Source organism: Rothia nasimurium (genome assembly GCF_928382285.1).
GTDB lineage: Bacteria > Actinomycetota > Actinomycetes > Actinomycetales > Micrococcaceae > Rothia > Rothia nasimurium_E.
The window spans coordinates 1-12,466 of sequence record NZ_CAKMSS010000005.1 but is presented as its reverse complement, the minus strand read 5'-3'; the positions used below and the strand labels follow the sequence as shown (position 1 = coordinate 12,466).

Sequence of the window (12,466 nt, the reverse complement as noted above, 5' to 3'; positions counted from 1 at the left end):
CACATGAAAAAACCCTCACTATTTACTAAGATCGCCGTTGGTGCGGTCGCCCTGGGCGTTGGCGTCTCCGTCATCCCCGGTGCTATTGCAACCAACGAGTATGTAGCCAACGGTCTCACTACCGAAACCGCAGCGGCGTCCTGCTGGGAAATCAAGCAGAACGACCCCGAATCCAAGTCCGGCGCCTACTGGCTCTGGACCGACGAAATGGACGCCCCCGCCCAGTTCTACTGTGACCAGGAAACCAACGGCGGTGGCTGGGTCATGATTGGCCGCGGCCGTGAAGGCTGGAGCGAGGACTACGCCGGTAAGGGCGACCCCCGCGAGCTCGCAACTAACCCCGACGGCACCGATGCCTTCTCCCCTGTCCAGCTTCCCTCCTCCACCGTGGACGCCCTGCTGGGCGACACCAAGGTACAGGACCTTGAGGACGGCGTGCGCTTCTACCGCGCAGGTAATGCCGCCGGCACCGCTTGGCAGAACATGTACGCTAAGCGCACCAAGACTGAAAACTGGTCCTGGACCCTCTCTGCCTACCACCCCTGGGAAAGCATCCGCTACGATAATGACCCTTCACTGGGCGCTGACCGATCCGTAGCCACCTCAGTCAACCGTATCTCCAACGATAACGACTACTACTACTCCAACAACTTCTACGGCCGAAGCAACCAGTCCTGGAAGATTGGCTTCGCCTTTGGTCGCAACGTCCAGGGCACCGATACCGCCGCCTCCTACCTGTGGGGCCCTCGCGGTACCGGCTACGGCATCCCCTTCACCCAGGTTTTCGTCCGCCCCAAACTTACCCAGGCTGACCTGAACCTGACCGACATCGCAGATAGCGGTACCGCAGCAGCTACCGAACGTGCGCTGCCCGCTAGCTTCTCATCCCGCGTCACTTGGCGTACCAGCGCTAACAGCGGCACCGGTTCCACCAGTGAGCTGAACACCCGTGTCCAGGCCATTAACCAGCTGGGTGATACCGTCTACACCGGCGGCGACTTCGCTTTCGTTGAAAACGCCACCACCGGCGAGAAGGTACAGCAGAAGTTCATCGCTGGCTACAACGTCAATACCGGCGAGCTGGTTCGTTCCTTCGCTCCCCAGCTCAACGGCCAGGTCAAGGCTATTTCACCCCTCCCTAACGGCAAACTGGCAGTTGGTGGCGAGTTCACCCGGGTCAACGGTCAACCCTCTAACGGCTTTGTCATTCTGGACCCCGTCACCGGTGCAACCGACACCTCCCTGGGCTGGGACGTTGTCAACCGCAACGCCAGCGGCACCTCCTTCGTCAAAGCTATCGATGTGCAGGGCAACTATGTCTACATCGGCGGTAACTTCACCCACGTTAAGGGTGCCACCTCAGATACCTACGCCTACTCCAAGAACATCGCCCGTTTCCGCCTGAACGACAACTCGGTTGACTGGTCCTGGCGCCCCGTGACCAACGGTACCGTCAACGGTGTTTCGGCAAGCGATGAGGGTGTCGCTATCGCCGGCTACTTCTCAACCCTCAACGACCAGCGTGCATGGAAGCTGGCCTACATCAACACCACCGACGGCAAGGCAGCCCAGAATTGGGAGTGGACCCTGTCTCACCGTGCCACCAACCCCACCCATCGCGATGGCTTCCAGTTCGATGTGCAGGATGCCGGATCAACTATCTGGACTGCGGGTGCTGAACATCTCGTCGCCCAGTACGATAAGTCCAATCTAAGCAACCGTCTGACCACTGCTATCACCAAGAGCGGCGGCGACTTCCAGGACCTATCACTCGATAGCAATAACGTGCTCTACGCCGCCTGCCACTGTGGCGACTGGATTTACTACGGTGCAACCACCCACGACAATCCGTGGAACGCACCCACTTACAGCGGTGTGAACACCATCCGTCTGATTTCTGCATTTGATGCCCAGACCGGCGAGATTCTGCCCCAGTTCAATCCCAGCCTGCAGGGCCAGCGCGGTCACGGTATCTGGGCGTCCTTCACCGACTCCACCGGCACCCTCTGGGTTGGCGGCGATATCACCCGCTCCCTGGGCTACAACGGTGTGCAGCAGACTGTCGGTTTCGCCCGCTACGCGCCCGCTGATTCTACTGCTCCGGCTACCGCGTCCAACCTCTCCGTCACCACCGACGGAACCACCGATACCCTGTCATGGACCGGTGTTTCTGAGCGCGGTGTCACCTACCAGATTCTGCGCGATAACCGCGTGATTGCTTCAACGGCGGACACCAGCTACAAGCTGCCCACCACCGAAGACGCTCGCTACTTCGTCCGCGTCTCCGATGCTGCCGGTAACGTCTCTGCTTCTACCCCGGTCGCTGTAGCGGCTAAGCCTCAGCCCACTCCTGAGCCCACGGTAGAGCCCACCACCGAGGCACCTGCTGAGCCGACTGCTGAACCCACAACCGAAGCTCCGGCTGAACCCACCGCAGAACCTACCGCTGAGCCCACCACCGAAGCTCCGGCTGAGCCCACCGCAGAACCTACTGCTGAGCCCACCACTGAGGCCCCCACTCAGCCCGATAACCCGAATGTGAAGCCCATTGAAGAAATCACTGAGGAGCCGGTTCCCCCGGTAGTTGAGGAAAACCCCGCTCCCGCTGAGCCTGTTGCTCCGGTTGAACCGGTCAAGCCTGCAGATCAGAAGGTTGTTGCCTCGGGCGATAACTGGGATATCGCTTTCGTACTCACCAACGAATACGACAAGACCTGGCGTAACACCAACTACGCCTATAACACCGCCCGTCAGTGGTACGTTGCACCGACCTCCATCGGTTGGGGCGAATTCTCGCTGGCAAACCGCGTCCAGTTCGCCTACTACAATCAGCCTATGTCGATGTTCCTGCGTAAGGAGATGCAGCTGACCCCGCAGGCTAACCAGGAGCTGGTTCTGACCACCTACGCAGATGACGGTATCGCTATCTACGTCAACGGCCGCGAGGTCAACCGCACCAACCTGATGGCTAACGCAGCTCCCAATACCCCGGCGCAGAGGGCTGTTCCCTACTCACTGGCTAAGGCAACCCCGATTACCGTGGTTGTTCCCGCTAGCCAGCTGAACCAGGGGAAGAACGTGATTGCCGTTGAGGTTCACTCCTACCGCCGTTCTGAAAGCGCGACTTTCGATATGGAAGCTGTTCTGCGCACTAAGTAAGGCACATACCTGCTGGTAAGAGTCTGTGGCCCGTGCTCGATGAGCACGGGCCACTTCTTTGTTGAAGCGGTAGGGGCGGACGCCGGCATTCGCCCCGACGGGATGAGTCGGCGGATCTGGGGTAAGAACATATTGAAGGTCATAGTTTTGTGGGCTAGTTTTCACCTATGGCTGGCACAGTTGTTCACCTAAAATTAAGTACTCGGGCGTGTTTCTCTCGGGTGAGCTCCTGACATTCGCACGGTGGCAGCTCTGCTTATGGCCCAGTACCACGCCTATCTCGCACACACTTTCAAGGATTAACTAGGGTTTATGACTAGCACTCGCACTTTGGCCCCCCGTGGGTTTAGGGAAACACTGACGCAACTAAACTCTGCCCAGAAGTCTGGTGCAGGAGTGCCTGCCTATACCCGCTGGGTTAACCGTCGTGTTGCCCGTATCTTTGCTGCGGCTGCGGTCAAGGCTGGTCTTGGGCCCAACGGGGTCACTGCTCTCAGCGCCACGGTTTCTGTGCTGGGTATGCTCTTGATGATTTTCTTCCCGCCTTCGCCCCTGTTGGGTGTTGGAGTGGCTCTGCTCTTTGCCTTGGGCTATGCTCTGGATTCGGCGGACGGCCAGGTTGCTCGTGTGACAGGGGCGTCCTCCCCTGCCGGTGAGTGGCTCGACCATGTGGTTGATGCTATGCGCACCCCTACCATGCATCTGACGATTCTGGTGGGCTTTATCAAGTATCCGCAGGCTTTCCCCTGGACCGGTTGGCAGCTCTGGTGGCTCCCTCTTGCTTTTACGGTGCTGGTCACCGGGCATTTTATGAGCCAGATTCTGGCTGAACAGCTGCGCAATAATCGGGGTACCGCTGCCCCGGCTACCGGGGGAACCCTCCGTTCTTTCATCAACCTGCATATGGACGCCGGTACCTTCTGCTGGATTTTTATCTTCTGGGGCACAGGTCTTGGCTTCGTGCTGGTCTATGGCCTACTCTTTGCTGCCAATGCTGCCACCGTGTTGCTTTCCATGCGCCGTAAATTTGTTACCCTCGCTCAGCCGGCAGGTGCCTAATGCAGAGTGTTTCCGTCATTATCGCCACGAACGGTAAGCGTCCTGAGCTTCTGCGTACCGCGGTTACCGCTCTTTTTGAACAGACTTATACCGGCCCGGTTGAGGTGCTGGTGGTCTTTGACCACGTTGAGATTGACCCGCTGGCAGATCTTCAGGTTCCTGAGAACCGCTCCCTGCGCACTATCCCTAATACCCGCCCCCAGGGTCTAGCCGGTGGCCGTAACACCGGTATTGAAGCTGCTGCCGGAGACATTCTTGGCTTCTGCGACGACGATGATTACTGGCTGCCGACCAAGCTCGCTGACCAGTTAGAGCTCTGGCAGCGTGCCCCGCAGGCAATTGCGATTTCTTCGGGTATCCGGGTGCGCTCTGGCGGTAAAGATATTGACCGTTTAGCTCCCGCCCGCGCCACCTTCGCTGATTTTCTCCGGTCCCGCATCACCGAAATCCACCCCTCGGCGATGCTCTACCGCCGCTCAGATTTGCTAGGACGCGTGGGGCTCGTTGACGAGGACCTCCCGGCTGCCTACGGTGAGGACTACGACCTTCTTCTGCGCGCCACCAAGTTCGGTGATATCTACTCGGTCGAAAAGCCGCTTGTACTGATTCTGTGGGATCGCCCGTCCTTCTTTGCCGGCAAGTGGGAAAACATGGCCGCGGGTCTCACCTACCTGCTGCGCAAGTTCCCCGAGTTTGAAAGCGACCCCAAGGGTCTTGCCCGCATAACGGGGCAGATTGCTTTTATTCACGCTGCGCTGGGGAATAAAAAGCTGGCTCTTGCCTATGTACAAGCTACGCTGCGCCGTGATCCCGCGCAGCTACGAGCCTGGGCTGCGTTGCCTGTTGCCCTGGGTCTGGTGAGCCCCTCTGCACTTTTGGCGGCTGTGAATAAGACCGGTCGAGGCCTCTAGCCCCATGACCGTGCTTACCCCGACCCACCGGCACAACAGGTTTTTATCTGCTGTTGCCCCCACCGCCGGAGCTCCCCTGCCTGCCTGGCCCATTCTGGTTCTGCTCTACGGCTTCCCACTCGTATGGGCTATGGGCATGATGCAGTTTGCGCCCACCCTTCTTGCAGCATCGATGATTGTGCTCATGGTCATGCGCCGCCATGTACTGGTGCACTCCACCATGTGGATCTGGTTTGCCCTCATGTTCTGGGGCCTTATCTGTGTGGTTTCGGTTGATACCGCTTCAGAGTTCCTGGGCTGGTTCCAGCGCTACATGAACATCTTTAACGTGGGTATCTACACGCTCTACTTCTTCAATGCCCGCGAGCGCATTCCCAACCACATCATGCTGGGTGGGCTGCTGACGATTTGGTTCACGGTGGTGATTTTGGGGTACCTGGCCTTGGCCTTCCCCGATTTCCGTCTGCCGACCCCGATGAGTTTCATTCTGCCGGGGGCCCTGCTCAATAACGAGCTGGTGAAGGACTATGTGCTTCCGCCGATGGCTGAGGTGCAGTGGCCCTGGGGCGCTGAGGTGGCTTATATCCGCCCGTCCGCGCCCTTCCCCTACGCTAACTCCTGGGGCCTGGCCTATGCGCTGCTGACCCCTGTGGTGTTTGCGGTGATGACCGGTGTGCACTCGAAGAAGATTCAGCTGGGGCTTGGTTTTGCGGTGGCCCTGTCGCTGGTGCCTGCTGTGGCTACCTCTAACCGGGGCATGTTCATTGGCCTGGGGTCAGCTTTTGCCTATGTGCTCTTCCGGCTCCTACTCAAGGGTGACTGGCGGGCACTGGGTATCGGTGCGGTGCTGGGCGTTGGCGTGGTGACCTACCTGCTGGTTTCTGGCGCTGTGGGCGATATTTTGGGCCGTCAGGAGTATTCTGACTCCACCGGTGGTCGCGCTTCGCTCTACGAGCTGACCTTTGAGTACACCCTGCGCTCTCCCCTGGTGGGCTATGGCACCTCGAAGATGGCCGATAGCGTGGGTGTGTCGATGGGTACTCAGGGCCAGGTCTGGGCGCTGATGTTCTGCTTTGGCTTTGTGGGTTTGGGGCTTTTCCTGCTCTATGTTGTTTCGGTTCTGATCAATACCTGGAACATCGCTTCGATTACCGGTATGTGGGTGCACTCGGTGATTGTTGCGGCTCTGGCCGTGGTTTTCTTCTACTCTTTTGACGTGATTCAGCTGACCGTGCTGATGCTGTCGGTGGCGCTAATGATGCGTTCGCGCATGTACGGGGAGGGTCTGTGATGGCCCGTTCGCTTGCCCGAAGTGGGGCTTTTTCGTCCCTGTATGTGATGTACGGTTCTGCCGCTGCTTTTGTGGCTACCCTGATTGTTTCTAACGGGGTGGGCGAAGCCGGGGCCGGCGCCTTCTTCCAGGTCATGGCTGTCTTCGCGATTGCCACCTCTCTGTGCGTATTCGGTGCCGACACCGGCCTGGTGCGTACCATGAGCGCCCAGCGCGCCGTGGGGCGCTACTCTAGCCTGCCGCAGCTGATGCGTTTTGCTTTCGGGCCGGCCACCGTCATTGCCCTGGTGCTGGCTGTAGCCGCCCTGCTCTGCGCGCTACCGGCTGTGACCCCGAATCTGGGGGCGGACGTCCGCACCGCAGTTCTCGTGTCAGCCCCCTTTGTGGTGGTGGCGGCCTGGATGACCCTGTGTTTTGGTGCCCTGCGCGGGCTGGGGCACACGGTTGAGTTCACCTTCTTGCAGTCTGCCCTGCTGCCGACCCTACGCATCGGCGCGGTCTTACTGGCTGTGGCCTTCTCGGGAGCTATCGCCTACCTGGCGCTTGCCTGGGCTGTGCCCCTTCTGGTGGTTTTTGTGGTGGCAGCGCTCTGGGTGCGGAAATATATGCCCCAGCAGGAGGACGTACCCAGCTACCCGGCTCGTCACCTTGCAGTTGAGCAGGTGCCCCCTACCGCTGTGGCGGCTCCCGAGTCGGCCCGTTCTTTCTGGGCTTTTAGCTCGGCTCGCGGCGTATCGGCTATGGTCGAAGCAGTGCTGGAGTGGGTTGATGTGCTGCTCATCGGTCTCTTCTTGGGGCCCGCTGCTAGCGGTATCTACGGTGCCGTCAATCGCTGTGTGCGGGTGGGGGCCATGGTGGAGCACACCGCCCGTGTGGTGACCGGCCCCGATATCTCTGCCGCTATCGCCACCGGTGACCAGGCTCGGGCCCGCCAGATTTTTGTCTCAGCTACCCGTATTCTGATCGCTGTCGGCTGGCCCTTCTTCATTACGCTTGCCGCCTTTGGGCCGGTCTTACTGGGTTTCTTCGGTGAAGGTTTTACCGCTGGCGCCCCGCTCTTCTATATCATCGGCGCGGCGATGCTGGTGCAGATGGCGGCAGGCGGCGTGCAGTCGGTACTGCTGATGAGCGGACGCGCCCGCTGGCAGCTCTACAACAAGCTCTCGGCTTTGCTGGTAGCCCTTGTGCTGAACCTAGTGCTCATCCCTCTCTGGGGGCTTGCCGGGGCAGCAACAGCCTGGGCGGCAGCCGTCCTCACCGACTGTGGCCTTGCTACCGCCCAAGTCTACGGCAAACTGGGTATTCGCCCCCGTCTCACCGAGGTCCTGCCAATTATGGCTCTTGCAGCCCTTACACCGGGTGTGGGGGCAGCGCTGACCATCCTGCTATGGGGGCAAAGTCTGCTAGCCTTAGCTGCCTATGCCTTGCTTCTTATCCCCCTCTACTTAGCTCTCATCTACCGTTTCCGCCGAGCAATCGGCCTTGAAACTCTCGTCATATCAGTCACTCGCAAACTTCGCCGCTAGGCCCATACACTCCTAGGGAAGGAACACACATGGAACGCTCCTCACGAGCCAGAGCCAACGACCAGCAGGCTACCCCTATTTCACTGGGGGCAGCCGTCCGCCGCATCCTGCGCCACAAGATCGTTGTGCTCATCAGTGCCCTCATCTTCGCAGCCCTGGGCGCGGTAGCCGGCCTGGCTCTACCCCACTCCTACGAGTCCAAGGCAGTTATCAACGTCACCCAGCCCAGTGCCGGGGCAACCGGGTTACGATCAGCCCTCAATTCCATCGACATGGATACCGAAGAGGCCATTGCCTCCTCCCGAGTGGTCCTGCAGGCTGCTGCCGATGAGCTAGGTATGGACGTAGCCGACCTCAAGGATCAGGTCACCGCTGCGGGCCACTCCAACAGCACTATTCTCGACATCATCGTCAACACCGACGATGCTCAGAAGTCCGCCGATATTGCTAACACCGTTGCCCAGGCTTACCTGAACCACCGCTCCGATACCCTCCGAGTCAGCCGCGAGGAAACCCGGGATAACATTGACGCGGTTTCAGACGGCATGGATAAGGGTCTAGTTGACCAGGCAATCCTGACCCTAGAGGCAACCTCCACCGACAGCGGCACCATCATCTCAGAAGCCCAGGTGCCCGATGCACCCTCAAACTTCAGCCTGGCTCAGACCATCTTCATCGGTGGCGCCATGGGTCTGCTCATCGGTATCTTCGCAGCCTACGTTGTAGACCGCACCAACCGCACCCTGGGCTACTCAGAGCGCCTCTCAGAAATCTCAGGGGCTCCCGTCTCCATCATTGCCCGCGGTGCCGAAACCGAATCAGCAACCCAGCTGTTACGCCGTATCGGCGTAGCAGACGGGCGCCTCAAGAACGCCGATCTGCGCGGCATCACCATCTTCTCCCCCACCCCCCGCGCAGCAGCCTCGCTGACTTCCCTGCTCACCGGTGTCCTCACCGATAGCAACTACAGCATCGCCGACGCCGCTACTTTCAACGCCCTGGGCCTTGAGAACCTCAAAGATTACATCAAGCAGAACTCGCCGGTTATTATCGATGCTCCCGCTTCTGCCTCTACGTCTAAGGTCCTGCTGGCTGCTGACCATACCCGCGTGCTGCTGGTTCCCTTTACCTCAAAGAGCACCGTCAAGAGCGCCCAGCGACTCTTCGACGAGCTCACCCCGGCCAGCTCCACCCAGGTCATTCCCGTCTACTTTGACACTCCCACCCAGAAATAAACAGCCATGAAAGTACTCCTTACCGCAAGCGCTGGTGGCCACCTCGCCCAGCTCATTGCTCTGGATAAGTTCTGGAAGGAACATGACCGGGCCTGGGCCACCTTTGAACTACCCGAGGTCAAAGCGGCCTTAGAGGGCGAGCGCACCTACTGGGTGCACTTCCCTACCACCCGCAATATTCCTAACGCTATTCGCAATATTGGGGTAGCCTGGCGGGTCCTGCGCAAGGAACGTCCCGACGCGGTAGTCTCTACGGGAGCCGCGGTCGCTGTTCCCTTCTTTATCATTGCTAAGCTGCTGGGCATCAAGACCGTTTTCATCGAGGCCTATGACCGCATCACCATGCCCACCCTCACAGGTCGCATGTGCTACCCCATGAGCGACCTCTTTGTGGTGCAGTGGGATGAGCAGAAAAAGACCTTCCCTGAAGCCGTCAATATCGGCCATATCCTTTAGGAGGCTGCCGTGACAGAAACCCCGCGCCCCGACGCCGCCCAGGCTAAGGCTTACGATCTGGTGGTGTCTCTGGGCACCGACCATCACCACTTTGACCGGCTGATTCAGTGGGTTGATGCTTACCTGGCAGACCGGCCAGAGATTACTGCTCTGGTGCAGCACGGTTTCACTGCTCCTCCCCAGCATGCGGACGCCGTCGAGCGCATGCCCCGCGCCGACCTGCTTGATCTTTACCGGGCTGCCAAGGTGGTGCTGGTTCAGGGCGGCCCGGGCTCAATTCTCGATGCCCGTGAGGTCGGGGCTATCCCGCTTGCTGTGCCGCGTGTGGCTGAGCTCGATGAGGTCGTTGATAACCACCAGGTCGAGTTCTCCCGGGTTATGGAGACCCACGGTGAGGCTATCGTTGTTACCAGCCCCGAAGACCTGAGAAACAAGCTGGACGCGGCCTTTGCCGACCCCGGTTCGCTCCGGGGAACCTACCGCGTGCCCGGTAGCGACCAGGCCTCAGATAACCTCGCAGCCGAGCTAGAAGCCCTGGGCACAGCCTATAACAGCGGTTTTATCCGCCGGACCGCCCAGATTATTGCCGGATTCCGCTCTCAGTAGCAAGGCTGCTCCGCGCTTTCGCGCCCTCAAGCACACCCCGTAGAATAGGGCACGACACCTTTATCACCGCCCCTGAAAGAGAGAGCCCATGGCTGTTCAGAGTTCAACCACCATCAACGCTTCTATCGACAACGTCATCCGCGCCTTTGCCGACGAGAACTTCGCTCGCTTCGCCAGCGAAAAGGTCCGTATCTCCTTCGAGTCCTTCTCAGTTGATGGCGACCCCGCCGGTGCCTTCACCGCCACCACCGTGCGCGCTATCCCCGCAGACCGCATTCCCGATATGGCCAAGAAGCTCCCCGGCGTATCCAACGGTGTGACCGTTTCTCAGGTTGACCGCGTCTCAGCTCCCGCAGCAGACGGCTCCCGCACCGTAGTTTCTGAGGTAACCGTCAAGGGTATCCCCGTTACCGGTAACGCAACCCAGACTCTGACCCCCGCCGGTGAGACCACCGAAGTTAAGGTCGACGGTGAGGTCAAGTGCTCAATTCCCCTAGTTGGTAAGAAGATTGCTGCTGCAGCTGAGCCCCAGATTGGCCGCGTTTTCTCAGCCCTGGGCACCAGCGCTGAAGAGTACATCAAGGCTAACTACTAAGAGCCTCTAAAACTCAGGACGCCCCGCTCTCCACTCCCCTCTCATGGGGAAGGAGGGCGGGGCGTCCTTCGCTTTATATTAAGCCCTACTTTAGGAGCCAGTCACAGGTAAGAGTTGCTTCCCATTTTGTGGGTACGTTCTGAGGCGTAATAGGTACTGTTACAGAGTATAGATCTTTGTCCTGTTCACATTGCTGTCGAGCAACTTTAACTGTCTCACTCCATACGGGCCCTCTCGTTGCCCATTCGTCACCACGGGAATCTACAATGGCAGCAATACCCAGCATAGCTACTGTCCCATAGACGAGGTAACGCTTATACCCGCGGAGAGGGATCCAGCTTAAGCAAATAATCAAGAACAGAGCTAGGAAAATAGCTGGTATTAGACTGTAGCGGGAAACATACAAGAGGTCTCTCCCTACATCAACTAGTTCAGTCGCTGAAAAGGCAACAGTTGCTAAAAGGAAGCAAATTGATGCACTTACCAAGAGGAAAAGCTGGATTTTAACTCCCCTATGAATAAAGGGGCGGGAAATATTATAGATAATCCCGAAAATTATTACAGCTATAAAACCTATTAAACCTACGTTAAACACTAGAACACCAGCCTGCGTACCAGTCTCACCGAATAGAGCGACCCCAAAAGCTCGAGTTGCAATAAACTCTATTGTATTCATAGGCTGCTTGATAAGATCTATCAATATCGACTGACGAGCAGAACTCTCAATAATTATCCAGTGAATAGCTGAACTTAGAAGATAAAGTGAAGGGATAATTTTTCCGCACCCTGGAAGCACACAAAGTCGCCATATAGCTACTGGTAGCAACGCCAAGGCAAGAGGGTCACTAGTTGCACCTCCTATCACAAAGAAGCTAGCTAAAATAATTCCAATAGAATTTTTATAGAATCCCAGCAGAGCAATGGTTGCTCCAATATCGAGGAACCACCTTAGGTTAGTAATATTCCCCAAAACCTCTTGTTGTCCGATACCACCAAATACAATTACACCCCCCCCCATTGCAGCCCACCATTTATTTTTAACATAGGGTGAAAGATAGAATATAACGAGCACTCCGAGCAAGATACGTATGATTCCCGATGCCCCAGCAGTGCAGTACGAAAATAACTCAGGAGCCAGCGATGAGCACGCACCTGCTATACCTCTTGGATATACGTGCAAGTACCCTGTATATGTTTCTAACAGATGGCCACCAGCCAAAAATTCTGTCAGAAATATATGACCGTCCTCCTTATGCAGATAGGAAGATTGGTTTCCATATAAGCGCGGAGCCATAAGCCAGGCCAATCCCAAAATAGAGAGAGGAAGTATGACCTTGACAGTCTCAGCACGACTAAATGGAAAGAAACTTGCCCTATCTGGGCTGGAAAATTTAGACATATACGACCGGATTTCTACATGAAAAGATAAACTTCTCTAATTTTACTGAATACAATCCAAAGTTACAAAAATCCCCACCTTTTATTACAAGCACTAATTAAGGAGGCTTATTCAAAAGTAGACACGCACCCCACACCCACCAACTAGACAACGGCCCCACCCGCGGCAAAAATATGAGCGTTAAATCTCTACAAATAACCTCAAGCCATACCGGACAAGACCGTTGCTA

The 12,466-nt window shown here is 57.6% G+C and carries 10 protein-coding genes; 9 read left to right on the top strand and 1 reads right to left on the bottom strand.

Annotation, left to right across the window (positions count from 1 at the left end; all coding sequences use genetic code 11):
• Nucleotides 1-3: 3 nt before the first annotated feature.
• From L6758_RS06730 to L6758_RS06690, 9 genes are all read left to right on the top strand, one after another.
• The gene (locus L6758_RS06730) at nt 4-3,159 is read left to right on the top strand and encodes a fibrinogen-like YCDxxxxGGGW domain-containing protein (RefSeq protein ID WP_237205973.1); all 3,156 of its coding nucleotides are present in this window, start codon (nt 4-6) and stop codon (nt 3,157-3,159) included.
• A 396-nt stretch (nt 3,160-3,555) separates the two neighbouring features.
• Complete coding sequence (locus tag L6758_RS06725) at nt 3,556-4,218, top strand: CDP-alcohol phosphatidyltransferase family protein (protein ID WP_237205974.1); 663 nt, start codon at nt 3,556-3,558, stop codon at nt 4,216-4,218.
• Entirely contained in the window at nt 4,218-5,129 is a 912-nt protein-coding gene (locus L6758_RS06720; protein ID WP_237205975.1) for a glycosyltransferase family 2 protein, read from the top strand. The genes L6758_RS06725 and L6758_RS06720 overlap by 1 nt, the downstream gene beginning before the upstream one ends.
• A 4-nt stretch (nt 5,130-5,133) precedes the next feature.
• Nucleotides 5,134-6,420 carry an O-antigen ligase family protein gene (locus L6758_RS06715; RefSeq protein ID WP_237205976.1) on the top strand — a complete coding sequence of 429 codons (1,287 nt, stop codon included), beginning with the start codon at nt 5,134-5,136 and terminating at the stop codon, nt 6,418-6,420.
• Nucleotides 6,420-7,946, top strand: a complete 1,527-nt coding sequence (locus L6758_RS06710; RefSeq protein ID WP_237205977.1) for a lipopolysaccharide biosynthesis protein — start codon at nt 6,420-6,422, stop codon at nt 7,944-7,946. The genes L6758_RS06715 and L6758_RS06710 overlap by 1 nt, the downstream gene beginning before the upstream one ends.
• 29 nt (nt 7,947-7,975) lie before the next feature.
• On the top strand, nt 7,976-9,181 hold the full coding sequence (locus L6758_RS06705; RefSeq protein WP_237205978.1) for a YveK family protein: 1,206 nt from the start codon (nt 7,976-7,978) through the stop codon (nt 9,179-9,181).
• A 6-nt stretch (nt 9,182-9,187) separates the two neighbouring features.
• On the top strand, nt 9,188-9,637 hold the full coding sequence (pssD, locus tag L6758_RS06700) for a PssD/Cps14F family polysaccharide biosynthesis glycosyltransferase (RefSeq protein WP_237187093.1): 450 nt from the start codon (nt 9,188-9,190) through the stop codon (nt 9,635-9,637).
• 9 nt (nt 9,638-9,646) lie between these two features.
• Nucleotides 9,647-10,243 carry a glycosyltransferase gene (locus L6758_RS06695; protein ID WP_237205979.1) on the top strand — a complete coding sequence of 199 codons (597 nt, stop codon included), beginning with the start codon at nt 9,647-9,649 and terminating at the stop codon, nt 10,241-10,243.
• An 88-nt stretch (nt 10,244-10,331) separates the two neighbouring features.
• Nucleotides 10,332-10,838, top strand: coding sequence for a DUF2505 domain-containing protein (locus L6758_RS06690; RefSeq protein WP_135010995.1), 507 nt, complete (start codon nt 10,332-10,334; stop codon nt 10,836-10,838).
• Nucleotides 10,839-10,923: 85 nt separating this feature from the next.
• Here L6758_RS06690 and L6758_RS06685 read toward each other — a convergent pair whose 3' ends face one another.
• Nucleotides 10,924-11,919 (bottom strand): hypothetical protein, encoded by a 996-nt coding sequence (locus L6758_RS06685; protein ID WP_237205980.1) that lies wholly within the window; start codon nt 11,917-11,919, stop codon nt 10,924-10,926.
• Between the last annotated feature and the right edge of the window lie 547 nt (nt 11,920-12,466).